The 23,845-nt window shown below is 67.3% G+C and carries 23 protein-coding genes; 11 read left to right on the top strand and 12 right to left on the bottom strand.

All coding sequences use genetic code 11. The features are described from left to right. The first annotated feature begins 29 nt into the window (after positions 1 to 29). Together hemH and BT264_RS03280 are read left to right on the top strand one after the other, a co-directional pair. The gene (hemH, locus tag BT264_RS03285; protein WP_072436436.1) at positions 30 to 1,094 is read left to right on the top strand and encodes a ferrochelatase; all 1,065 of its coding nucleotides are present in this window, start codon (positions 30 to 32) and stop codon (positions 1,092 to 1,094) included. 84 nt (positions 1,095 to 1,178) lie between these two features. Then, on the top strand, positions 1,179 to 1,586 hold the full coding sequence (locus BT264_RS03280; protein ID WP_072436270.1) for an RNA-binding S4 domain-containing protein: 408 nt from the start codon (positions 1,179 to 1,181) through the stop codon (positions 1,584 to 1,586). Here the strand turns inward: BT264_RS03280 and BT264_RS39065 are convergent. After that, positions 1,558 to 1,719, bottom strand: a complete 162-nt coding sequence (locus BT264_RS39065) for a hypothetical protein (protein ID WP_175962470.1) — start codon at positions 1,717 to 1,719, stop codon at positions 1,558 to 1,560. The two genes, BT264_RS03280 and BT264_RS39065, sit on opposite strands and share 29 nt — an antisense overlap. A 354-nt stretch (positions 1,720 to 2,073) precedes the next feature. Between BT264_RS39065 and grpE the strand changes: the two genes are divergently transcribed. From grpE to BT264_RS03250, 5 genes are all read left to right on the top strand, one after another. Further along, positions 2,074 to 2,619 carry a nucleotide exchange factor GrpE gene (gene grpE / locus BT264_RS03270; protein WP_034182793.1) on the top strand — a complete coding sequence of 182 codons (546 nt, stop codon included), beginning with the start codon at positions 2,074 to 2,076 and terminating at the stop codon, positions 2,617 to 2,619. A gap of 10 nt (positions 2,620 to 2,629) precedes the next feature. After that, positions 2,630 to 3,052, top strand: coding sequence for a thioredoxin family protein (locus BT264_RS03265; protein WP_072436269.1), 423 nt, complete (start codon positions 2,630 to 2,632; stop codon positions 3,050 to 3,052). A 146-nt stretch (positions 3,053 to 3,198) separates the two neighbouring features. Further along, complete coding sequence (gene dnaK / locus BT264_RS03260; RefSeq protein ID WP_072436268.1) at positions 3,199 to 5,151, top strand: molecular chaperone DnaK; 1,953 nt, start codon at positions 3,199 to 3,201, stop codon at positions 5,149 to 5,151. Between the two features lie 266 nt (positions 5,152 to 5,417). Then, positions 5,418 to 6,554, top strand: a complete 1,137-nt coding sequence (gene dnaJ / locus BT264_RS03255; protein WP_072436267.1) for a molecular chaperone DnaJ — start codon at positions 5,418 to 5,420, stop codon at positions 6,552 to 6,554. Positions 6,555 to 6,558: 4 nt separating this feature from the next. Next, a complete protein-coding gene (locus BT264_RS03250; RefSeq protein WP_072436266.1) occupies positions 6,559 to 8,496 on the top strand; it encodes a chorismate-binding protein in 1,938 nt (645 codons plus the stop codon). A gap of 153 nt (positions 8,497 to 8,649) precedes the next feature. Here BT264_RS03250 and panB read toward each other — a convergent pair whose 3' ends face one another. Genes panB through hda form a run of 6 tightly spaced genes read right to left on the bottom strand, consistent with a single transcriptional unit; the run spans position 8,650 to position 13,743 of the window. Next, positions 8,650 to 9,465, bottom strand: a complete 816-nt coding sequence (panB, locus tag BT264_RS03245; RefSeq protein ID WP_072436265.1) for a 3-methyl-2-oxobutanoate hydroxymethyltransferase — start codon at positions 9,463 to 9,465, stop codon at positions 8,650 to 8,652. Between the two features lie 43 nt (positions 9,466 to 9,508). Further along, positions 9,509 to 10,195, bottom strand: coding sequence for a deoxynucleoside kinase (locus BT264_RS03240; protein ID WP_072436264.1), 687 nt, complete (start codon positions 10,193 to 10,195; stop codon positions 9,509 to 9,511). Then, positions 10,192 to 10,734 (bottom strand): 2-amino-4-hydroxy-6-hydroxymethyldihydropteridine diphosphokinase, encoded by a 543-nt coding sequence (gene folK / locus BT264_RS03235; RefSeq protein ID WP_034182800.1) that lies wholly within the window; start codon positions 10,732 to 10,734, stop codon positions 10,192 to 10,194. The genes BT264_RS03240 and folK overlap by 4 nt, the downstream gene beginning before the upstream one ends. Before the next feature lie 35 nt (positions 10,735 to 10,769). Beyond that, on the bottom strand, positions 10,770 to 12,308 hold the full coding sequence (pcnB, locus tag BT264_RS03230) for a polynucleotide adenylyltransferase PcnB (protein WP_072436263.1): 1,539 nt from the start codon (positions 12,306 to 12,308) through the stop codon (positions 10,770 to 10,772). A 5-nt stretch (positions 12,309 to 12,313) separates the two neighbouring features. Beyond that, positions 12,314 to 12,991 (bottom strand): histidinol-phosphatase, encoded by a 678-nt coding sequence (locus BT264_RS03225; protein ID WP_034182802.1) that lies wholly within the window; start codon positions 12,989 to 12,991, stop codon positions 12,314 to 12,316. Positions 12,992 to 13,002: 11 nt separating this feature from the next. Continuing rightward, entirely contained in the window at positions 13,003 to 13,743 is a 741-nt protein-coding gene (gene hda / locus BT264_RS03220) for a DnaA regulatory inactivator Hda (protein WP_279388899.1), read from the bottom strand. A 241-nt stretch (positions 13,744 to 13,984) separates the two neighbouring features. Between hda and purM the strand changes: the two genes are divergently transcribed. Further along, positions 13,985 to 15,040 carry a phosphoribosylformylglycinamidine cyclo-ligase gene (gene purM / locus BT264_RS03215; protein ID WP_072436261.1) on the top strand — a complete coding sequence of 352 codons (1,056 nt, stop codon included), beginning with the start codon at positions 13,985 to 13,987 and terminating at the stop codon, positions 15,038 to 15,040. A gap of 99 nt (positions 15,041 to 15,139) precedes the next feature. After that, positions 15,140 to 15,535: a YybH family protein gene (locus BT264_RS03210; protein WP_072436260.1), complete on the top strand. Its 396-nt coding sequence runs from the start codon at positions 15,140 to 15,142 to the stop codon at positions 15,533 to 15,535. 34 nt (positions 15,536 to 15,569) lie between these two features. Here the strand turns inward: BT264_RS03210 and tet(64) are convergent, their stop codons facing one another. Further along, positions 15,570 to 16,763, bottom strand: coding sequence for a tetracycline efflux MFS transporter Tet(64) (gene tet(64), locus BT264_RS03205; RefSeq protein WP_072436259.1), 1,194 nt, complete (start codon positions 16,761 to 16,763; stop codon positions 15,570 to 15,572). Positions 16,764 to 16,825: 62 nt separating this feature from the next. On the opposite strand from tet(64), the gene tetR reads away from it, so the two are divergent. Then, entirely contained in the window at positions 16,826 to 17,458 is a 633-nt protein-coding gene (gene tetR / locus BT264_RS03200) for a tetracycline resistance transcriptional repressor TetR (protein ID WP_072436258.1), read from the top strand. Positions 17,459 to 17,479: 21 nt separating this feature from the next. Here the strand turns inward: tetR and miaA are convergent, their stop codons facing one another. Both miaA and mutL read right to left on the bottom strand, forming a co-directional pair. Further along, positions 17,480 to 18,454, bottom strand: a complete 975-nt coding sequence (gene miaA, locus BT264_RS03195; protein ID WP_072436257.1) for a tRNA (adenosine(37)-N6)-dimethylallyltransferase MiaA — start codon at positions 18,452 to 18,454, stop codon at positions 17,480 to 17,482. Beyond that, positions 18,451 to 20,433, bottom strand: coding sequence for a DNA mismatch repair endonuclease MutL (mutL, locus tag BT264_RS03190; protein WP_072436256.1), 1,983 nt, complete (start codon positions 20,431 to 20,433; stop codon positions 18,451 to 18,453). The genes miaA and mutL overlap by 4 nt, the downstream gene beginning before the upstream one ends. Positions 20,434 to 20,614: 181 nt before the next feature. On the opposite strand from mutL, the gene BT264_RS03185 reads away from it, so the two are divergent. Continuing rightward, complete coding sequence (locus tag BT264_RS03185; protein ID WP_072436255.1) at positions 20,615 to 21,298, top strand: DedA family protein; 684 nt, start codon at positions 20,615 to 20,617, stop codon at positions 21,296 to 21,298. A gap of 78 nt (positions 21,299 to 21,376) precedes the next feature. On the opposite strand, the gene BT264_RS03180 is transcribed toward BT264_RS03185, so the two are convergent. Then, complete coding sequence (locus tag BT264_RS03180) at positions 21,377 to 22,189, bottom strand: mechanosensitive ion channel family protein (protein ID WP_072436254.1); 813 nt, start codon at positions 22,187 to 22,189, stop codon at positions 21,377 to 21,379. 201 nt (positions 22,190 to 22,390) lie between these two features. Next, the gene (locus BT264_RS03175) at positions 22,391 to 23,818 is read right to left on the bottom strand and encodes a mannose-1-phosphate guanylyltransferase/mannose-6-phosphate isomerase (RefSeq protein ID WP_072436253.1); all 1,428 of its coding nucleotides are present in this window, start codon (positions 23,816 to 23,818) and stop codon (positions 22,391 to 22,393) included. Positions 23,819 to 23,845: the final 27 nt, after the last annotated feature.

Below are 23,845 nucleotides of genomic sequence, written 5' to 3'. Positions count from 1 at the left end.
GGTCCCGTGCCCCGAGCACGTTCTTGCCCATGCGTTTCGATCTTGAGCCGCCTTCGAGCACCGCGGCCGCCCATCGTATCGGCGTGCTGCTGATCAATCTCGGCACGCCCGACGCTCCCACGCCGCGCGCGGTGCGGCGCTATCTGGCCGAATTCCTGTCGGATCCGCGGGTCGTCGAAATCCCGCAGGCCGTCTGGCAGGTGCTGCTGCGCACGCTGATCCTGCCGCTGCGCGGCCGCGCGTCCGCGAAGAAATACGCGGCCGTGTGGATGCCCGAGGGCTCGCCGCTGCGCGTGCACACCGAGCGCCAGACCGACGGCGTGCGGCACCTGCTCGTGTCGAACGGCTATCACGTGCTGGTCGATTACGCGATGCGCTACGGCAGCCCGAACATTGCGCACGCGCTCGCGCAGTTCAAGCGCTCGGGCGTCGAGCGCGTGCTGCTGATGCCGATGTATCCGCAATACTCGGCGTCGACCACGGCCACCGCATTCGATGCCGCATTCGACGCGCTCGCGCGCATGCGCAACCAGCCGGAGGTGCGCACGGTGCGGCACTACGCCGACCACCCGGCCTATATCCACGCGCTCGCCGAGCAGGTGCGCCAGTACTGGGCGCAGCACGGCCGGCCCGACTTCGCGGCCGGCGACAAGCTCGTGCTGAGCTTTCACGGCGTGCCGAAGCGCACGCTCGACCTCGGCGACCCCTATCACGACCAGTGCCAGCAGACGGGCGCGCTGCTGATGGCCGCGCTCGGGCTGTCGACGACCGAATGCCGCGTCACCTTCCAGTCGCGCTTCGGCAAGGCCGAATGGCTGCAGCCTTACACGGCGCCGACGCTGCGCGGGTTCGGCGAGGCCGGCGTGCGGCGGGCCGACGTGTTCTGCCCCGGCTTCACGGCCGATTGCCTGGAGACGATCGAGGAGATCGGCATGGAAGTGCGCGACGAATTCCTCGCCGGCGGCGGCAAGGCGTTCCACCGCATTCCATGCCTGAACGGCGCGCCCGCGTGGCTCGGCGCGATCGGCGAGATCGTCGCCGAGAACCTGCAGGGCTGGCCCGTCAGGGCCGCGCAGCCCGAAACGGTGAGCTGACATGGAACGAATCGCACGCTCACTTCATTCGCTGCGCCCTGGGGAGGCGGTCGGCCTCCTTGGGGCGGCCCGGCGGAGGCTGACATGAACTACAAGATTTCCACGGAACCGGGCGCGAAGCTGCGCATCGACAAATGGCTGTGGGCGGCCCGGTTCTTCAAGACGCGCTCGCTCGCGACCGATGCAGTCGACAAGGGGCACGTGAAGATCGGCGGCGCGGCAGTCAAGCCGGCGAAGGAGGTGCGCGTCGGCGACGAGGTCGAGATTGCGATCGACGGCATCGTCTGGCACATTGCCGTGCTGGGCGTGTGCGACGTGCGCGGACCGGCGAGCGTCGCACAGACGCTTTACGAGGAAACGGAGGCGGGGCGGGCCGCGCGGCTCGCCGAACTGGAGCGGCGCCGCACGTATCGCGAGCCGGCGGCCCAACTGCACGGCCGGCCGACGAAGCGCGACCGGCGCATCATCGACAGATTTTCTGGTGGGAGCTGAACATCTGGTCGAAGGTCGCCCGCGCGCTTCCGTATTCGGTCGTGCGGTCGGTAACGGCTCCCGACAGGCAGATGGTGGTGGTGCCGGCAATGAGTACCAGCGCGACCAACGATATCGCAAAGGTCAGTTTCACGGTACTCCCCCTCGAAAGAAGGGTAAACACGGCGCCAGGTGGATGTAAGGCGACGGTCAGCTAGGGTAAACACGCTTTTCCGACGCTTGAGTGGAGTGTAGTGCAGCGGGCCTGTGCCAAGCTAGTACTTGCCACGTAAGCGTTGTTACAGGCCGTTTCGCCCGATCTGGCGGACTATGCGAGGCCTGCACCGGCGGAGCGAGCGGTTGTTTCGCGGTATTGGAGAATGCCGGCGAATAACCGTCTTGAAATCGCGGTTTTCGCCCTTATTTGCACCAACGATGTGCGGTGCCGCCGGGTATACGATCCGGCGGTTGCCGATTTGGCTTCAACCTCTAATCGACTTTCAGCGACATGGAAAACACGCAAGAGAACCCGTCTACCCAATCGGCCGAAGACATCGGCAGCGAGAAGCAGGCGGCGCAAGGCGCCGCTCCCGCCGCCGAAGCAGCCGACGCGGCGCTCGCGGAGGCTCAAGCCAAGGTCGCCGAGCTGCAGGAGAGCTTCCTGCGGGCGAAGGCCGAGACCGAGAACGTGCGCCGCCGCGCGCAGGACGACGTCTCGAAGGCGCACAAGTTCGCGATCGAGAGCTTCGCGGAACACCTGCTGCCGGTGCTGGACAGCCTGGAAGCGGCCGTCAGCGACACGTCCGGCGACATCGCGAAGGTGCGCGAAGGCGTCGAACTGACGCTGCGCCAGCTGACGAGCGCGCTCGAGAAGGGCCGCGTCGTCGCGATCAACCCGGTCGGCGAGAAGTTCGATCCGCACCAGCACCAGGCGATTTCGATGGTGCCGGCCGAGCAGGAGCCGAACACCGTCGTCACGGTGCTGCAAAAGGGCTATACGATCGCCGACCGCGTGCTGCGTCCGGCGCTCGTCACCGTCGCGCAGCCGAAGTAAGGCTGCAGCGATGGTTCCCGCCGGCGTCGATCCGGCCGCGTTCGACGCGTTCGACATGCAGGCGCTGGCCGCGGACACGTTCGACGCGGGGATCGAAGGCGCGGGCGACGCGCTGGCGGTGGTGTTCTTCTGGGGCGTCGACTGCTTCAACTGCGAGATCGCGAAGAAGGCGATGCTTGCCCAGCCCGATGCAATTCGTGCGCTGGACCTGAAGTGGTTCCATTGCAACGTTTACGAACACCATCAGCTCGGGCGCCGCTTCGGGCTGCACGGCGTGCCGACGTGGTTCTTCTTCCACCGCGGCAAGCGCCTCGGCCGCGCGACGGGCTGGCATGGCCTCGCGCAGTTCCAGGCGGCCGTTTCGGCGGCGCGCGCGAAGATCGCGGCGGCCGGCGATCCGGCGGCCGGCGATCCGGTAGCCGGCGGCGATTGAAAAAATTTAATATCCGCATCGCTTGTCGGGTCTTGAAAACGGACCGGACGGACGCATTTCGGAAACAGAGTTGAATTCTGGCGCGCGAAACCGCCAAAAAAGGCAGGGTTTCGCGCAGCAAACAGGCATTTCTGGAGATTAGGAAAATGGGAAAGATCATCGGTATTGACCTCGGCACCACGAACTCGTGCGTCGCCATCATGGAAGGCAACCAGGTCAAGGTCATCGAGAACTCGGAAGGCACGCGCACCACGCCGTCGATCATCGCATACATGGACGACAACGAAGTGCTCGTCGGCGCGCCGGCCAAGCGTCAGTCGGTGACCAACCCGAAGAACACGCTGTTCGCGGTGAAGCGCCTGATCGGCCGCCGCTTCGAAGAGAAGGAAGTCCAGAAGGACATCGGCCTGATGCCGTACACCATCATCAAGGCCGACAACGGCGATGCATGGGTCGAGGCACATGGCGAAAAGCTCGCGCCGCCGCAGGTTTCGGCGGAAGTGCTGCGCAAGATGAAGAAGACGGCCGAAGACTACCTCGGCGAGCCGGTCACGGAAGCCGTGATCACGGTGCCGGCTTACTTCAACGACAGCCAGCGCCAGGCGACCAAGGATGCCGGCCGCATCGCGGGCCTCGAAGTCAAGCGGATCATCAACGAGCCGACGGCAGCCGCGCTCGCGTTCGGTCTCGACAAGGCCGAGAAGGGCGACCGCAAGATCGCCGTGTATGACCTCGGCGGCGGCACGTTCGACGTGTCGATCATCGAGATCGCGGACGTCGACGGCGAAATGCAGTTCGAAGTGCTGTCGACCAACGGCGACACGTTCCTCGGCGGCGAGGACTTCGACCAGCGCATCATCGATTACATCATCGGCGAGTTCAAGAAGGAGCAGGGCGTCGACCTGTCGAAGGACGTGCTCGCGCTGCAACGCCTGAAGGAAGCCGCCGAAAAGGCGAAGATCGAGCTGTCGTCGAGCCAGCAGACCGAAATCAACCTGCCGTACATCACGGCGGACGCGTCGGGCCCGAAGCACTTGAACCTGAAGATCACCCGCGCGAAGCTGGAAGCGCTGGTCGAGGATCTGGTCGAGCGCACGATCGAGCCGTGCCGCATCGCGATCAAGGACGCGGGCGTCAAGGTGTCGGATATCGATGACGTGATCCTGGTCGGCGGCCAGACCCGCATGCCGAAGGTCCTGGAGAAGGTGAAGGAGTTCTTCGGCAAGGATCCGCGCCGTGACGTGAACCCGGACGAAGCCGTCGCGGTTGGCGCGGCGATCCAGGGCCAGGTCCTGTCGGGCGACCGCAAGGACGTGCTGCTGCTCGACGTGACTCCGCTGTCGCTCGGCATCGAGACGCTCGGCGGCGTGATGACGAAGATGATCAGCAAGAACACGACGATCCCGACGAAGCACGCGCAAGTGTATTCGACGGCGGACGACAACCAGGGCGCCGTGACGATCAAGGTGTTCCAGGGCGAACGCGAAATGGCGGCAGGCAACAAGCTGCTCGGCGAGTTCAACCTCGAAGGCATCCCGCCGGCACCGCGCGGCGTGCCGCAGATCGAAGTGACCTTCGACATCGACGCGAACGGCATCCTGCACGTCGGCGCGAAGGACAAGGCGACCGGCAAGGAAAACAAGATCACGATCAAGGCCAACTCGGGTCTGTCCGAGGCTGAAATCGACCAGATGATCAAGGACGCGGAAGCGAACGCAGCGGAAGACCACAAGCTGCGCGAGCTGGCCGATTCGCGCAACCAGGGCGACGCGCTGGTCCACAGCACGAAGAAGGCGCTCGCCGAGTACGGCGACAAGCTGGACGCGGGCGAGAAGGAAGCGATCGAAGCGTCGCTGAAGTCGCTCGAGGAAGTGCTGAAGGACACGTCGGCCGACAAGGCGGCGATCGACGCGAAGGTCGAGGAGCTCGGCAAGGTTTCGCAGAAGCTCGGCGAGAAGATGTACGCCGACATGCAGGCCCAGCAGGCGGGTGCCGCCGGCGCGGCGGGTGCAGCGGAAGGCGCGGCCCACGCGGGTGGCGCGCAGCAGGCTGCCGACGACGTCGTCGACGCCGAGTTCAAGGAAGTGAAGAAGGACTAAGCCGGGTTGCAACGGCACCGCACGCCGCGCGCTCAAACGCGCGCGGCGCGGCTGACAAGCGGCTGAAAAGCGGTCTGTCTTTCCTTCCGGATGGCCGGATCGACTCCACGCCTGGCGGGCTTCGCGGCCCTCCGGGCACATTTGTTTTTTGGCGGGTGCTGCGCGAGCCGTCCGCGGACGGGCGCAGCGCCAGACGAGTCGAGAGACTTTACTGCGGGCGAAAGGAGCCGCCGCGTGCGCGATGCGTGGCGGCACAGTGAATCGATATGGCGAAACGGGATTACTACGAGGTTCTGGGCGTCGCGAAGAATGCGAGCGACGACGAAATCAAGAAGGCGTATCGCAAGCTTGCGATGAAGCATCACCCTGACCGCAATCCGGACAACAAGGATGCGGAAGAGCATTTCAAGGAGGCGAAGGAAGCCTATGAAATGCTGTCGGACAGCCAGAAGCGGGCCGCGTACGACCAGTACGGCCACGCGGGCGTCGATCCGAACATGGGCGGTGCGGGCGCACAGGGCTTCGGCGGCTTCGCGGATGCATTCGGCGACATCTTCGGCGATATTTTCGGCCAGGCCGCGGGCGGCGCCGCGCGCGGCGGCCGCGGCGGCCCGCAGGTGTACCGCGGCGCCGACCTGCGCTACAGCATGGAAATCACGCTCGAGCAGGCTGCGCACGGCTACGACACGCAGATCCGCGTGCCGAGCTGGGTGTCGTGCGAGGTCTGCCACGGGTCGGGCGCGAAGCCCGGCACGAAGCCGGAAACCTGCCCGACCTGTCACGGCCAGGGCACGGTGCGCATGTCGCAGGGCTTCTTCAGCATCCAGCAGACCTGCCCGAAGTGCCATGGCACCGGCACTTATATCCCCGAGCCGTGCGTGCACTGCCACGGGTCGGGCAAGGTGAAGGAAACCAAGACGCTCGAAGTGAAGATCCCGGCCGGGATCGACGACGGGATGCGGATCCGCTCGGCCGGCAACGGCGAGCCGGGCATCAACGGCGGGCCGCCGGGAGATCTGTACGTCGAGATCCACATCAAGCCGCACGCGGTGTTCGAGCGCGACGGCGACGATCTCCACTGCCAGATGCCGATCCCGTTCACGACCGCCGCGCTTGGCGGCGAGATCGAGGTGCCGACGCTGGCCGGCCGTGCGTCGTTCCCGGTACCGGAAGGCACGCAGTCGGGCAAGACGTTCCGCCTGCGCGGCAAGGGCATCAAGGGGCTGCGTTCGAGCATCGCGGGTGATCTGTACGTGCACGTGCAGGTCGAGACGCCCGTGAAGCTGACCGACCACCAGCGCGATCTGCTCAAGCAGTTCGAGAAGTCGCTGGCCGAGGGCGGCGCGCGTCACAGCCCGCAGAGCAAGAGCTGGTTCGACCGTGTGAAGAGCTTCTTCGAGTAATGGCATGACTGAAGGCAACGAGAGCGCGTCGTTCGCGCTCTTGGACGATTGCGACTCGACCGCGTCCGCGCGGTCGAGTCGTTTGTATTCGGGATTCGTGCACGAACGCGTGTGCACGGATCCGGCGCGGCTCGACGAAATCGACGCGGCGGTTGCGCAGGACCTGCGCGACGGGCTGCATGCGGTGGTCGTCGGCGACTACGAATTCGGACGCAACCTGCAACGAGCGCAGCCGGGCGATGCCCCGCTGCGCTTTTTGCTATATGCGCGCTGCGAGCACCTGTCGTGCGACGAAGTCGACGCGTGGCTCGCGCAGCAGGACGGCAGCGGCTCGCCGTCGATCGCGGGCGTCGCGCATGTGACGAAGAGCGTGTCGCGCGACGCGTTCGACGCGGCGATCGCCGCGGTGCACGACGCGCTGCGCGCAGGCGATTCGTATCAGATCAACTACACGTACCGGCTGAATTTCGACGTATTCGGCACGCCGCTCGCGCTGTACCGGCGGCTGCGCGCGCGCCAGCCCGTGCGTTATGGCGCGCTGATCGCGCTGCCTCACGGCGCGTGGGTCGTGTCGTGCTCGCCGGAACTGTTCGTCGAGAAGCATGGCGACGTGCTGCGCGCACGGCCGATGAAGGGCACCGCGCCGCGTTCGGCCGATCCCCGCGAAGATGCGGCAGCTGCCGCGTTCCTCGCGAGCGATCCGAAGAACCGCGCGGAAAACGTGATGATCGTCGACCTGTTGCGCAACGACGTGTCGCGGATCGCGCGCACCGGTACGGTTCGCGTGCCGGCGCTGTTCTCCGTCGAGCCGTATGCGTCGGTGTGGCAGATGACGTCGACGGTCGAGGCCGGCTGGCGCGACGGCACGACGTTCGCGCAGATGCTGCGCGCATTGTTTCCGTGCGGATCGATCACGGGTGCGCCGAAGCACATGACGATGCAGTTGATCGACGCGATCGAGTCGACGCCGCGCGGGCTCTATACGGGCGGGATCGGCTGGCTCGATGCGCCGCAGGAAGGCGCCGGTTCCGATGCGCGCGGCAATCGCGCGGCCGGTTGCGGCGATTTCTGTCTGTCGGTCGCGATCCGCACGCTGACGCTGGACGCGGCCGGCGAAGGTGCGGCTGGAGAGGGTGCGGCCGCCACCGATACCGAAGAAGCACGTGATCAGGCAACGGCAACCGCCGGCCGGCGCCGCGGCATGATGGGTGTCGGCGCGGGCATCGTGCTCGACAGCGTCGCGGCCGACGAATATGCGGAGTGCGAATTGAAAGCGCGATTCCTGACGGACGCCGATCCCGGCTTCCAGTTGTTCGAAACGACCGCCGCCACGCGTGCGGACGGCATCCGGCATCTCGATCGTCATCTCGCGCGGCTGCAGCGCAGCGCGGATGCGCTCGGCTTCCGCTTCGATGCCGATGCGTTGCGCCGCGAGATCGACGCGCGCTGCGCGGCGCTCGACGGCGACGGCCCTTACCGGATGAAGCTTTCGCTCGCGAAGGACGGCACGGTCGAGATCGTCGCGGCACCGCTCAAGCCGCTGCCGGCGGGGCCGGTCGGCGTGCTGCTGGCGTCCGCGCACGGTTTCGCGCCGACCCGCGCGAGCGATGCGCTGCTGTTGCACAAGACGACGCGCCGTGCCGAATACGACCGCGCGTGGCAGGCGGCGGAGGCGCTCGGCGGTTTCGACATGCTGTTCGTCAACGAGCGCGGCGAGGTGACGGAAGGCGGGCGCTCGAACCTGTTCGTGAAGCTCGACGGCCAGTGGGTGACGCCGCCGCTGGCGTCCGGCGTGCTGCCGGGCGTGATGCGCGGCGTGCTGCTCGATGACCGTGCGTTCGGTGCGACGGAGCGCGTCGTGACCTGCGACGATCTTGCGCGCGCGCAGGCGCTGCTGCTGACCAACGCGCTGCGCGGTGCGATCGACGCGGTATTGAAGTAACGAAGCGATGGATCGCGCACGGCGCTCGCGCTGGTGCCGCGAAGCTTTTCACCGATTCAGCAGTACCAACAAAACAAAAAGCGCGGCGCCCTTTGCGGGGCGCCGCGCTTTTTCACATCCGGGTGCCGGCGAACGCGCTGCCGGCCGTACACGTCAGAACGAATGTTCCGGACCGGGGAACGAACCGTCCTTCACCGCGCGCACGTACGCTTCGACGGCCGCCTGGATGTTCGGCTGACCCTGCATGAAATCCTTCACGAAGCGCGGCCGCTTGCCGGGGAAGATCCCGAGCATGTCGTGCAGCACGAGCACCTGCCCCGAGCAGTCCGCGCCCGCGCCGATGCCGATCGTCGGAACGCGCAGCATGTGCGTGACCTCGGCCCCGACGAGGGTCGGCACGGCCTCGAGCAGGACGACCTGCGCGCCGGCCGCTTCGACCGCGCGCGCGTCGCGCAGCAGTTGCGCGGCGCCAGCCTCGGTCTTGCCCTGCACCTTGAAGCCGCCGAACGCGTGCACCGATTGCGGCGTGAGGCCCACGTGCGCGCACACGGGCACCGCGCGCTCGACGAGGAAGCGGATCGTATCGGCGAGCCATTCGCCGCCTTCGAGCTTGATCATTTGCGCGCCCGCGCGCATCAGCTTGACGGCGCTCGCGAACGCCTCGGACGGCGTGCCGTACGTGCCGAACGGCAGGTCGGCCATGATCAGCGCGCGCGGCTGTGCGCGTGCGACACAGGCCGTGTGATACGCGATGTCGTCGAGCGTGACGGGCAGCGTGGTCGTATGGCCCTGCAGCACGTTGCCGAGCGAATCGCCGATCAGCAGCACGTCGGCGCCCGCGCGATCGAGCAGCGCGGCAAAGCTCGCGTCGTAGCACGTGAGCATCGCGATCTTCTCGCCGGCGTCGCGCATTGCCTGCAGCTTGGGCACCGTCACGGCAGGCCGGCTCGATTCCTGGAGATAGGTCATGGGAAATTCGGTTCGATGGGTGAAGAACGACAGGCGGGACGCGTCAGCGCGTCGTCTCGCCCTTGACGAAGAATTCCTTGCGGCCGCGCATCGTCTCGATGCGCTCGATCAGCAGCGCAAGATCTTCGGGGGAATCCAGCGGGTTCAGGTGTTCCGCGGCGACCGTCAGCACCGGCGTGCGGTCGTAGTGGTAGAAAAATTCGTTGTACGCGTCGACGAGCGAGCGCAGGTACGTGTCGCTGATCTGCAGTTCCATCGGCAGCCCGCGCTTCTGGATGCGCGAGAACAGCACTTCGGGGCTCGCCTGCAGATAGACGACGAGGTCGGGCGACGGCGCCTGCGGCACGTCCACGTGCGTCGCGATCGATCGATAGAGCTGCCATTCGTCTTCCGGCAGGTTCAACCGCGCGAAGATGTCGTTCTTCTGCGGCATGAAATCGGCGACGACGGGGCGGCCCGTTTCCAGCGCGCCGACCAGTTCGCGCGCCTGCTGCGCGCGCTGCAGCGCGAACGACAGCTGCACGGGCAGCGCGTAGCGCGCGGTGTCGCGATAGAAGCGTTCGAGGAACGGATTGTCCTGCGGGCGTTCGAGCAGCGTCTGCATCGACCAGCGCTCGGCGAGCAGGCGAGCGAGCGTCGTCTTGCCGACGCCGATCGGGCCTTCGATCACGAGATAGCGGTGCGGGGCGCGCAGGTCGGGGGCGGTGACGGTCAGCGGAGTGGGGTTCATCGGCAGCGGTTCTTGTCGGTGTCGTCGCCGGCCGCGAGCGCCTTTTGCATCAGGCACTGGCAGGTCTGCACCTTTTCGACGCGCTGGTCCGCGACGGCGGCGAGGAACGCATCGGCGCGGCCGCGCGCGGGAATGTCGAGTGCCGGCTCGATCTCGACGAGCGGCACGAGCGCGAATGCGCGGTCGGTGAGGCGCGGGTGCGGGACGATCAGGTCGGGTTCGTCGATCGAGTCGGCGCCGAACAGCAGGATGTCGAGGTCGAGCGTGCGCGGCGCGTTGCGATACGGGCGCTCGCGCCCGAAGTGATGTTCGATCTTCTGGCAGAGCGCGAGCAACTCGCGGGCAGACAGCGTCGTGTCGAGCTTGACGGCGCAGTTGTAGTAGTCGTCGCCGCCCGCTTCGAACGGCGCCGTGCGATACAGGCTCGATTTGCCGAGGATCGAGATGGTGCGCTGCTGTGCGAGGCACACCACCGCGTCCTTCAGGGTCTGGCGCGCATCGCCGAGATTCGCCCCCAGTCCGATATATGCAACCGTCATGGCATCACTTCCTACGTCGTTCGCCGGCGCGTGCGTCAGTCGTCGGAACCGCCCGCGGTGTCCGGTGCCTGCTCGGCGGCACCTTCACCCGGCTTGCGGTTTCGCGCGCCGCCGCGGCGGCGCCGCTTGCGGGGCGATTTTTCCTTCGAGCCGCCCTGCGTGAGCAATGCCTCGCGGGCGGCCGCGTCGCCTTCGATGAAATCCGTCCACCACTGTCCGACATCCGCATCGAGCTCGCCGGATTCGCAGCGTAACAGGAGGAAATCATACCCCGCTCTAAACCTTTGGTGTTCCAGCAGCCGCATCGCGCTGCGGCCCGAGCGTTTCTCGAGGCGCAACTGCAGGCCCCAGATCTCGCGCATGTCGGCCGAATAGCGCTTGTGGATCGCGAGTTTCTCGGTCTGCATGTCGATCACGTCGTCCATCGCGCGATGGAGCGCCGGCACCGGGATCTCGCCTTCGGCCGTGTATTGCTCGAAGCGCTGGCGCATGTCGTGCCACAGCAGCGTCGCGAACAGGAAGCCGGGCGATACCGGCTTGCCGGCGCGCACGCGCGCGTCGGTGTTGTTCAGCGCGAGCGTGATGAACTTCTCGCCCTGCGGCTGTTCGAGCACGACGTCGAGGAGCGGCAGCAGCCCGTGGTGCAGGCCTTCCTTGCGCAGCCGCTGCAGGCACGCGAGCGCATGGCCCGACAGCAGCAGCTTCAGCATTTCGTCGAACAGGCGCGCGGCCGGCACGTTGTTGATCAGGTCGGCCAGCGCGTTGATCGGCTCACGCGTATGCGGCTCGATCTCGAAGCCGAGCTTCGCCGCGAAGCGCACGACGCGCAGCATCCGCACCGGATCCTCGCGGAAACGCGTGGCCGGGTCGCCGATCATCCGCAGCAGGCGGGCGCGCATGTCGGCCATCCCGTCGTGGTAGTCGAGCACCGTCTGCGTCGACGGGTCGTAGTACATCGCGTTGATCGTGAAGTCGCGGCGCGCGGCATCTTCGTGCTGCTCACCCCACACGTTGTCGCGCAGCACGCGGCCGCTCGCGTCGACCGCGTGCGTGCGGCGATCGAGTTCGTCGCGCTTCAGGCGCCTCGGCGGTTCGGCCGACGGGGCAGCCTCGGGCGGCGCGTCGACCAGCGCGCGGAACGTCGATACCTCGATCAGTTCCTGGCCGAACTGCACGTGGACGATCTGGAAGCGGCGACCAATCAGGCGCGCGCGGCGGAACAGGCGCTGCACCTCGGTCGGCGTCGCGTCGGTCGCGACGTCGAAGTCCTTCGGCGCGATGCCGAGCAGCAGGTCGCGAACCGCGCCGCCGACGATGAACGCGCGAAAGCCTGCCTGCTGCAGCGTATCGGTCACGCGCACGGCATTCCTCGAGATCAGCGACGGATCGATCTGGTGCACGCTGGCCGGCACGACGGTCGGCTCATGGTTGCTGCGCGGTTTCTTCGCGCCGCCGCGTGCGCTTTTCGCGGGGCGCGGGGCAGCAGGGGCCGCTTCGTCGGCCGGAGCCGCTTCGGGGGGCGTTTGCTGGGCTTCGTCCTGGCCGAGCAGCTTGCGGATGAATTTTTTGATCACGACGTTCAGAATAAATCGAGGATACGCCAGCCGCGGGTGCTTGCATGCGCACGCAGCGTGTCGTCAGGGTTGGTCGCGATCGGGTCGGTGACTTTCTCGAGCAGCGGGATGTCGTTGTGCGAGTCGCTGTAGAAGTAGCTGTGCGCGAAGTCGTCCCAGTGCTTGCCGAGCGAGGCGAGCCATGCTTCGGTACGCACGATCTTGCCTTCGCGATAGCTCGGCGTGCCGGTCGGCCGGCCCGTGTACGGCGAATCGGGATGCCCGTCGGTCGTTTCGACTTCGCACGCGATCAGCGTATCGACGCCGAACGCGGTCGCGATCGGGCGCGTGATGAATTCGTTGGTCGCCGTCACGACGCAGCACAGGTCGCCCGCATCGAGATGCTTGCGCACGAGTTCGAGCGCGGCGGGCGTCATCGCGGGCCGGATCACCTCGTGCATGTACTGCTCGTGCCATTCGGCGAGCTGCGCGCGCGAATATTTCGCGAGCGGCGTGAGCATCGCCGTGAGGTACGCATGGATGTCGAGCTTGCCGGCCTTGTAGTCGGCGAAGAACTGATCGTTCTGACGCGAGAAGCTTTCCGCGTCGACGATGCCGAGCTTCACCATGAAGCGACCCCATTCGTGGTCGCTATCGGTCGGGATCAGCGTGTGATCGAGGTCAAAGAGTGCCAGATTAGTCATGGAAGCGCATTTTACTCGAAGCGGTTCGGGCCCGTGCCCGGTGGTGTGATGTCGTCGCCGGGACGCGCAAGCATGCGGCGCAGCAGCGGCAGCGTGACGGCGCGTTTCTGCTCGAGCGAGAAGCGGTCGAGCGCGTCGAGCAGCGCCATCAGGCTCGGCATGTCGCGGCGGAAATGGGTCAGCAGGTAGGCGGCGATGTCGTCGGTGAGCGCGATCCCGCGCTCCTTTGCCGCGAGCTTGAGCACGGCGATCTTGCCGGCGTCGGACGGCGGCGACAGGTGGAACACGAGCCCCCAGCCGAGGCGCGTGCGCAGATCCTCGCGCACATCGAGCGCGAGCGGCGCCGCGGGGCCCGCCGCGACGAACGCGCTCGACGGATGCGCGCGGACTTCGTTGAACAGGTTGAACAGCGCGACCTGCTGCGTGTCGGTCATCCGGTCGCAGTCGTCGATCGCATAGATGCCGATGCGCGGGTCGAACGTGAACGCGCCGAGCGGGCTCTGCGGCGTCAGGTAGCGCGCATAGCCGTACGACGCGTCGCTCACGAGCGCCTGCAGCAGGTGGCTGCGGCCGCTGCCGGGCTCGCCCCAGATGTAGAACGACCGGTCCGGCACGGGGCCCGCCGCGAGCGCGAGGTCGAGCTTCTGCAGCCGCGTGACGAGCTCGTCGTTCTCCTCGCTCATGATGAAGTTGTCGAACGTGGCGGGCGGCGGCGTGCCGAGATCGAGCGTCAGTTGACGGGACACAGTCACAATGCGGGTCGGTTGAAAATACGCGCGCCGTACGCCGGGCACGCGCCGGGGACCGCGGCTCCGTGGGCTGCACGCGCGACCGCACGCACGGCGGCGCGCCGGTTTCGGCGCGGCTCGCTGGGCGATGAAAACGGGGACGTGTCGACCAAGATGCAATCCCTGACGATTCGGTGCTGGGAATTCCGGCCAACGGGCCGGCTTCGGGTAAAATCGCATTTTACCGACCTTCTCGCATTCCCCCATGAATCCTCCGAAATCCGCTCCCGACGCTCAGGGTCTGTCCTATCGCGACGCAGGCGTCGACATCGACGCTGGCGACGCGCTCATCGACAAGATCAAGCCTTTTGCGAAGAAAACCCTGCGCGACGGCGTGCTCGGCGGCATCGGCGGGTTCGGCGCGCTGTTCGAAGTGCCGAAGAAGTATCGCGAGCCCGTGCTCGTGTCGGGCACCGATGGCGTGGGCACCAAGCTCAAGCTGGCGTTTCATCTGAACAAACACGACACGGTCGGCCAGGATCTGGTCGCGATGAGCGTGAACGACATCCTCGTGCAGGGCGCCGAGCCGCTGTTCTTCCTCGACTACTTCGCGTGCGGCAAGCTCGACGTCGATACGGCCGCAACGGTCGTCAAGGGCATCGCGCAAGGCTGCGAACTGTCGGGCTGCGCGCTGATCGGCGGCGAAACGGCCGAAATGCCGGGCATGTACCCGGACGGCGAATACGACCTGGCCGGCTTCGCGGTCGGTGCGGTCGAGAAGAGCAAGATCATCGACGGCAGCACGATCGCCGAAGGCGACGTGGTGCTGGGCCTCGCATCGAGCGGCATCCACTCGAACGGCTTCTCGCTCGTGCGCAAGATCATCGAGCGCGCGAACCCCGACCTGTCGGCCGATTTCCACGGCCGCCCGCTCGCCGACGCGCTGATGGCGCCGACCCGCATCTACGTGAAGCCGCTGCTCGCGCTGATGCAGAAGCTGTCGGTGAAGGGCATGGCGCACATCACGGGCGGCGGCCTCGTCGAGAACATTCCGCGCGTGCTGCGCGAAGGCCTCACCGCCGAGCTCGACCAGAACGCGTGGCCGCTGCCGCCGCTGTTCAAGTGGCTGCAGGAGCACGGCGGCGTCGCCGACGCGGAAATGCACCGCGTGTTCAACTGCGGGATCGGCATGGCCGTGATCGTCGCGGCGGCCGATGCCGACGCAGCGATCGCCGACCTGAGCGCCGCCGGCGAACAGGTGTGGAAGATCGGCACCGTGCGTGCGACCCGCGAAGGCGAGGCGCAGACGGTCGTGGTCTGACGCACCGCCAGCAGCAGATGCAGCAGGGAAAGCCGCCCGGAGTCGATCCGGGCGGCTTTTTTTTCGGGCGCGTGCGGCGCCGATGAAGGAGGGACGACGATGACCGAAGACGAACGTGCGATCCGCGAGCTCGTGGAAAACTGGTTCGTGTCGAGCCGGCGCGGCGATCTGGCGACCGTGCTCGACCTGATCGCCGACGACGCAATCTTCATGGTGGCCGGCAAGCCGCCGTTCGACAAGGCGGCGTTCGCGGCCGCGTCGCGTGAAGCGAACGCGGGTGCGGAGCATGCACCGAAGGTCGACGGCCGCTACCGGATCGACGAGCTGCGCGTGATCGGCGACTGGGCGTACATGCGCAATTTCCTCGAGATCGACGCGACGCCGCCGGGCGGCGAAACGATCCGCCGCTCGGGCCATACGCTGACGATCTTCCGCAAGGCCGGCGGCCGCTGGCAGCTCGTGCGCGATGCGAATCTCGTAACGCTCGCGCACTGAGCGCGGCAATGCGTATGGCGGCGCCCGCCGCCGCTCAGGCGGACGGCCGCGGTGCGCCCGCCGGCCGCGTGCCGGCCAGCAACGGCGGCACGAGCAGATAGAGCAGCGCGGCCGCGGCCCACACGAGCCCCGGCCATGTCGCGCGCGTCGCCGCATAGGTCGCGGTGACGACCAGCGGGCCCGCCACGCCGATCAGGCTGGCCACGCTCGCGAGCGTGCCCTGCAGTTCGCCCTGGCGCGCATCGTCGACCTGCCGCGCGAGCATCGCCTGCAGCGCCGGCAGCGTCATGCCGCCCGCCGCGAACAGCGGCAGCAGCGCGAACGGCACCCATGCGGCGGTCGCGAACGCGATCGCCGCGAGCCCGAGCGCGTCGCCCGCGAGCCCCAGCGCGAGCGCGCGACGCTCGCCCAGCCGCGCGATCAGCGGCCCGATCGCGAACGCCTGCGCGAGCGCATGGCACGCGCCGTAGCCCGCGAGCGACAGCCCCGCGATCGGCGTCGACCAGCCGAAATGTTCCTGGCCGTACAGGATCCACAGCGTCGCGGGCGCCTGCGACACCAGCGCGACGATCACGTAGATGCCGATCAGCGGCACGAGCGCGGGTGCGCCGCTCAGCCGGCGCAGGCTCGCGAACGGGTTGAGCGCGGCGACCGTGCGGCCTGCGCGGGCCGGGCGCGGCCGCGATTCCGGCAGCGCTCGCCACACGAGCAGGAGATTCAGCGCATTGAGCAGCGCGGCCGCGACGAACGGCGCGCGCAGGTGCAGCGCGCCGAGCAGCCCACCGATCAGCGGGCCCGCGATGAAGCCGATGCCCATCATCGCGCCGAGCTGGCCGAAGCGCCGTGCGCGGTCGGGTTCGGCCGTGACGTCGGTGACGTACGCGGTCGCGACCGCCACGTTCGCACCCGTGATGCCCGCGATCAGCCGCCCCGCGTAAAGCCACGCAAGCGTCGGTGCGAGCGCCATCAGCAGGTAGTCGAGCGCGGCACCCGCGAGCGACGCGAGCAGCACGGGCCGGCGGCCGAAGCGGTCGCTCAGCGCGCCGAGCAGCGGCGCGCACAGGAACTGCGCGAACGCGTACAGCGCGAGCAATACGCCGTAGTGCGTGTCGGTGCTGCCCGCGCCGGCGAGCGAGCGCAGCAGGCCGGGCAGGATCGGCATCACGATCCCGACGCCGATCGCGTCGAGCAGGACCGTGGCCAGGATGGCAATCAGGGACGGATTCAAGAGGGTGACTCTATCGATGATAGAGTGGCGATTATTCCATGGTTTCCCTATCGGTGATAGAGATGAAGGACACAGGGGCGCGATTGACGCGCGACACGGTATTGCGCGCGGCGCTCGAACTGCTTGATGAAGTCGGTATCGACGGGCTGTCCACGCGGCGGCTCGCCGAGCGGCTCGGCGTGCAGTCGCCGACGCTTTACTGGCATTTCAGGAACAAGGCCGAGCTGCTCGACGCGATGGCCGAGGCGATCATGCTCGAGCGCCACGACGCGTCGCTGCCGCGGCCGGGCGAAGCGTGGGATGCATGGCTTGCCGACAACGCGCGCAGTTTCCGCCGTGCGCTGCTCGCTTATCGCGACGGCGCGCGCCTGCATGCCGGTACGCGGCCGCGCGCGCTGCATTTCGGTTCGATCGAACGCAAGGTCGCGCTGCTCTGCGATGCGGGCTTCGCGCCGGATGAAGCGGTCGACGTGATGTATGCGCTCGGCCGCTTCGTGGTCGGATGGGTGCTGGAAGAACAGGCGGAGCCGGACGGCGAAGCCGATGCGCCGCTGCCGGACGCGGCCGGGTATCCGCTGCTCGCGAAGGGCTGGGCCGCGCTGCGCGAGCGCGGCGGCGACGAAGCGTTCGAGCGCGGCGTCGCGCTGATCGTCGATGGCGCCCGCGCGCATCTGGCAGCGCGCCGGCGAGGCTGACGCGGGCTGCCGGCGGCGCGGTCAGCCCGGCGCGCGGCCGTCGAGTACGCGTTCGAGCGCATCGAGCGCGCGGGCCGTCGAGTCCGGCGCGATGCAGTCGACGACGATCCGTTCCGGCATCGCGCGCAGCCAGGTGAGCTGGCGCTTGCACAGCTGGCGCGTCGCGAAGATGCCCTTGTCGCGCATCGTCCGGTAGTCGGTGTCGCCGTCGAGGAATTCCCACGCCTGCCGATAGCCGACGCAGCGCATCGACGGCAGGTCGGGATGGAGATCGTCGCGACGGCGCAGCCGTTCGACTTCGTCGATGAAGCCCGCGTCGAGCATCGCGTCGAAGCGCTGCGCGATGCGTGCGTGCAGTACCGCGCGATCCGACGGTTCGAGTGCGACCGGCACGAAGCGGTACACGGCGGCCGCATCGTCCGCGCGCCGCGGCGCGGCAAGCAGCGCCGACATCGGCTGCCCGCTCAGCATGAAGATTTCGAGCGCACGCTGGATCCGCTGCGAATCGTTCGGCGCGAGCCGCGCGGCCGTGTCGGGATCGACCTGCGCGAGCCGCGCATGCAGCGCGGGCCAGCCGTCGCGCGCGGCGTCGGCGTCGAGCTGCGCGCGCACGTCCGGATCGGCGCCCGGCAGGTCGTTGAGCCCCTGCGTCAGCGCCTTGTAGTACAGCATCGTGCCGCCCGCGAGCAGCGGCGTGCGGCCGCGCGCGGCGATCTCGCCGATCAGGCGGAGCGCATCCGCGCGGAATTCCGCGGCCGAATACGCGTCGGCCGGATCGATGATGTCGATCAGGTGATGCGGCACGCTCGCGCGTTCTTCGCGAGTCGGCTTCGCGGTGCCGATATCCATGTCGCGGTAGACGAGCGCCGAATCGACGCTGACGATCTCGATCGGGCGGCGCGCGGCGAGCGCCAGCGCCGCGGCCGTCTTGCCCGAAGCGGTGGGGCCGAGCAGGCAGGCGATCGTCGTCGGGGTGGACTGCGAAGGAGCGCTCATTGCCCGCGCATGAAGAGACGGTCGAGATCGTTCAGCGTGAGCTGATACCACGTCGGCCGGCCGTGATTGCACTGGTCCGCGCGCTCGGTCGCCTCCATCTGGCGCAGCAGCGCGTTCATCTCGTCGAGCGTCAGGCGCCGGTTCGCGCGCACCGCGTGGTGGCACGCGAGCGTGCCGAGCAGTTCGTGCTGGCGCTCGGTGAGCACGCGCGAGCCGCCGAACGCGTGCAGGTCGGCGAGCACCGCGCGCGCGAGCGACTGCAGGTCGGCATCCTTCAGCAGCGCCGGCACCGCGCGGATCGCGAGCGTCGTCGGCGACAGCACCGCGAGATCGAAGCCGAGCGATTCCAGCGTGTCGCGTTCTTCCTCGACCGTGCCGATCTCGACCGGCGTGGCCGTCATCGACACCGGCAGCAGCAGCGGCTGCACGGCGACCGAGCGATCGGCGAGCGCGTTCTTGAACTGTTCGTACAGGATCCGCTCGTGGGCCGCGTGCATGTCGACGATCACGAGCCCGTGCGCGTTCTGCGCGAGCACGTAGATGCCGTGGATCTGGCCGAGCGCGAAGCCGAGCGGCTGCTCGTCGTGCGCGGTGGCGGCGATCGGCGATGCGGTGAAGCCCGGCAGAGGCGCACCCGGCGCGTCGGCCGAATCGCGGGCGACGGCGGTCGTGCCGTCCGGCGTGCCCGCGCCGCTGTCCTTGCGGCCGAACAGCGCATCGTAGAGCGCGAGCGGCTGCGCGACGGGCAGCGTGCCCTGCGTCATCCGCGCCTGGCGCATCCAGGTGTTGCCCGCCGACGATGACGACGGCGACGAGAAGCCGCTGCCGCCGGTGGCCGGGCCGTGGCCTTGGCCGAGCGGCGTGTCCAGGAACGAGGCGGGCCCGCGCGGCGCGGGTTCGATGTGCGCGGCGTGACCGCCCGCGGTGGTTTCCGGCGACGCGCCCGCGTGGCGCGCGAGCGCGCGCTGGACCGCGTGGAACACGTACTGGTGGATCGAGCGCGAATCGCGGAAGCGCACCTCGATCTTCGACGGATGCACGTTCACGTCGACGGCTTCGGGCGGCAGGTCGAGGAACAGCACGTACGACGGGTAGCGGTCGCCGTGCAGCACGTCCTCGTAGGCCGCGCGCACCGCGTGCGTCAGCAGCTTGTCGCGCACGAAGCGGCCGTTGACGAAGAAATATTGCTGGTCGGCGCGCCCGCGGCTCGCGGTCGGCAGGCCTGCGCAGCCGTAGACGGCGAGCGGGCCGGCCTGTTCGTCGAGCGGCAGGTGCGCGGTCGCGAAGCTGTCGCCCAGGATCTTCGCGACGCGCTGCGCGGGCTCGGTCGCATTCCAGTGCTCGACGGCCTTGCCGTTGTGCAGCACCGAGATTGCGACGTCCGGCCGCGCGAGCGCCGCGCGGCGGATCATTTCGAGGCAGTGGCCGAATTCGGTCTGCTCGCTTTTCAGGAACTTGCGCCGCGCGGGCGTGTTGAAGTACAGCTCGCGCACCTCGATCGTCGTGCCGGTCGAGCCGGCGGCGGGCGACAGCACGCCGGTCTGCGCATCGATCTTCATCGCGTGCGCGGCATCGGTTGTCCGGCTCGTGATCGACATCTCGGCGACGGACGCGATCGACGCGAGCGCTTCGCCGCGGAACCCGAGCGTCGCGACCGCCTCGAGCTCCTCGAGCGAGCGGATCTTGCTGGTGGCATGGCGCATCAGCGCGAGCGCCAGCTCGTCGGGCGGAATCCCGCAACCGTCGTCGGTGATCGAGATGCGCTTGACGCCGCCTTCTTCCAGCACGATGCGCAGCGTCGTCGCGCCGGCATCCATCGCGTTCTCGAGCAGCTCCTTGACGACCGACGCCGGGCGTTCGACGACCTCGCCCGCGGCGATCTGGCTGATCAGCTGGTCGGGCAGGGGCTGGATCGCGCGCAGCGGGCGCGGAGCGGGGGCGGGCGCGGCGCCCGCGGCCGTTTCGGTGATATCGGACATGGCCGAATTATAGCGAGGCGGCGGATGCGTGCCGGGGCGGCCGGCAGTTACGTTTTTTCACGGAGCCTTAAGGTAGTTTCGGTATGATGGCTCCGTCGCGCGCGCCGCCTTGGCCGGCGGGTGCTTCCGCCTTTTCCGACCATTCCGGTCCTTTCGCCCTTTCGCCTTCGAGGAATCGCATTTGGATACGCTGCTTCATTTCGTCAACCTTGTCCTGCATATCGACGCATTCCTCGGCGATTTCATCCGGCAGTACGGCGCATGGGTCTACCTCGTTCTGTTCCTGATCGTGTTCTGCGAGACGGGGCTCGTCGTGTTCCCGTTCCTGCCCGGCGATTCGCTGCTGTTCATCGGCGGCGCGTTCGCGGCGACAGGCGAAATGAACGTCGGCGCGCTGATCGTGCTGCTGCTCGTCGCGGCGATCTCCGGCAACACCGTGAACTACCTGATCGGCCGCTGGGTCGGCCCGAAGGTATTCAATACCCATATCCCGGTGCTCGAGCGCTTCCTCGATCGCGCCGCGCTGCAGAAGACCCACTCGTTCTACGACAAGCACGGCGGCAAGACGATCGTGCTCGCGCGCTTCATCCCGGTCGTGCGTACGTTCGCGCCGTTCGTCGCGGGTGCGTCGTCGATGAGCGCCACGCGCTTTCAGCTCTTCAACGTGATCGGCGCGCTGGTCTGGGTGCTGCTGCTCGTGCTGCTCGGCTATTTCTTCGGCAACATCCCGTTCGTCCGCCAGTACCTGAACGTGATCGTGCTGGTGGGCATTGGCGCGGCGATCGTGCCGGTCGCGCTCGGCGCGGTATGGAAGCTCGTGCGCGGGCGGCAGTCGGACAAAGCGCGGGGGACGGGCGGGCGCTGAGCTGGCGCGCTTCAGCTCCTGTTCCGAGCAATAAAAAAGCGTGGCGGTTGCCACGCTTTTTTTCGTCCGGCGCCGCCGTTACGCGTTGCGATGCGAGAGCGGCGTTTCGGGCGTCGGGTATTGCGCGTCGCGGAACGTCTCGATGATCACGCGGTTGGTATCGCAGTACACCTGCCAGTAGTTCTCGGGCGCCGTGGACGGGCGCACGAACAGCAGCGGGCCTTCCGGCGTGAACTGCAGCACGCCGACGTCCGGCGCCGGATTGGTCAGCACGTTCGGGATCTGCTGGATCGACGTCTTCAGGCGGTTGATCGCGTCGACTGCGTCGACGCCGTTCGCTATCTTCGCGGTCAGGTCGACGCGGCGGTGCGACGTTGCGCTGTAGTTCGCGATGTTGTCCGAGAAGATCTTGTTGTTGCCGACGATCGTCACGATGTTGTCGGCGGTGATGATCGTCGTGCCGAACAGGCCGAGCTCCTTCACCGTGCCCGTGACGCCGCCTGCGCTGATCACGTCGCCGATCTTGAACGGGCGCAGCACCTGCATGAACACGCCGGCGGCGAAGTGCGCGAGCAGGCCGCCCCAGGCCGTGCCGATCGCGAGGCCGAGGCCGGCGAGCAGCGCGGCGAACGAGGTCGTCTGCACGCCGAAGATCTGCAGGATCGCGAGGATCAGCAGGATCGTCAGCAGCACGCCGACGACGGAGGTCAGGTAGTCGGTGAGCGTCGGGTCGACCTTGCCGCTGCGGCGTACGACCTTGCCGAGCAGGCGCGTGCCGATGCGGATCGCCCAGCGGCCGATGAACCACAATACGAGCGCGGCGAGGAGGTTGAGGCCGAAGTCGAGGCCGCGGGTCATCAGGAATTGCTGGGCGGTGTTCAGGTCAATCATGCGTTCTCCGAAGGCAAGAGTAAAAAGGGCGGCGCATGCACCGGGATGGGTGGCGCTTTTATAACCTGACCTGTAAGTTTCCGGCAACCTGCCTTACGTTGCTTAACGCAATGAAAAACGGGCAGTACGCGTGTGCGTACTGCCCGTTGGCGGGCTTCGGATCGCGGCAAGGCGTGGCGCGCGAACCGGAAATTGCCGTGGTTACGACGCTGCGCGGCCGTAGGTGTCTTCGAAGCGGACGATGTCGTCCTCACCGAGATACGCGCCCGACTGGATCTCGATCAGTTCGAGCGGGATCTTGCCGGGGTTCGTCAGCCGGTGTGTCGCGCCGAGCGGGATGTAGGTCGACTGGTTTTCGGTCAGCATGATTTCCTTGTCACCGTTCGTGACCATCGCTGTACCCTTGACGACGATCCAGTGCTCGGCGCGATGGTGGTGCATTTGCAGGCTCAACTGCGCGCCGGGGTTCACGATGAGGCGCTTGACCTGGAAGCGGTCGCCCTGGTCGATGCCTTCATATGAGCCCCACGGGCGGATGACGCGGCGATGCGTGACCGATTCGTGGCGGCCGGACGCATTCAGCCATTCGATGATTTTCTTGACGTCCTGGGCCTTGTCGCGATGCGCGACCAGCACGGCGTCTGCGGTTTCCACGATCACGATGTTGTCGAGACCGAGGGCGGCAACCATGCGGTGTTCTGCTCGGATATACGAGTTCTTCACCGAGTCGGTGAAGATGTCACCGATAAGTGCGTTGCCCTGTTCATCGGCGTCCGCAATCTCCGCAAGTGCGTTCCATGACCCGATGTCGTTCCAGCCGAGGTCTGCCACCGCGACGACTGCGGCGCGCTCGGTCTTTTCCATCACCGCATAGTCGATGGAGACGTTGGGGCTGGCGGAGAACACGTCCGCGTCGAGACGGAGAAAGTCGTTGTCCCGCTTGGCGGATTTGAACGCGAGTTCTGCCTGACAAGCGATCTCCGGTGCATGGCGATGCAATTCCTCCGTGTACGTGGACGCCTTCATCATGAACATGCCGCTGTTCCAATAGTAATTGCCGTCGCTGAGGAAGCGCTCGGCCGTCGGGGCGTCGGGCTTCTCGACAAACGCATCGACCTTGTAGACCTGCTTGTCGTTGGCGATGGCCGGGCCACGGCGGATATAGCCGAAGCCGGTGTGCGCTTCCGTTGGCGTGATGCCGAACGTGACGAGGTGCTGGTCTGCTGCGATGGCCGCCGCCTCACTGGCTGCGGCGATGAACGCCGTTTCGTTGAGGATGACGTGGTCCGACGGCAGCACCAAGAGCAGTGCGTCTGGCGAGTCGTGCATGGCGAGCAGCGCGGCGATCGCGATCGCGGGCGCGGTATTGCGGCCTACCGGCTCGAGCACGATCGACGATGGTGTGATGTTGACCTGGCGAAGTTGTTCCGCGACCAGGAAGCGCTGTTCGTTGTTGGTGACGACGATGGGGGCGGAAACGTTCGGAGTGTTGCGCAGGCGCAGCGCGGTCTGCTGGACGAGCGTGTTTTCCCCTGTCAGTTTCAGGTACTGCTTCGGGTAGCCGCCTCGCGACATCGGCCACAAGCGTGTACCGCTGCCGCCACACAGGATTACCGGATAGATAGTCATGGTTTCCTCTAGTTATCGAGCTTTCGG

This window comes from Burkholderia sp. NFPP32, from assembly GCF_900119325.1.
GTDB lineage: Bacteria > Pseudomonadota > Gammaproteobacteria > Burkholderiales > Burkholderiaceae > Burkholderia > Burkholderia pyrrocinia_C.
The sequence above is the reverse complement of the archived record's forward strand: the minus strand, read 5'-3'. Positions and strand labels throughout refer to the sequence as shown.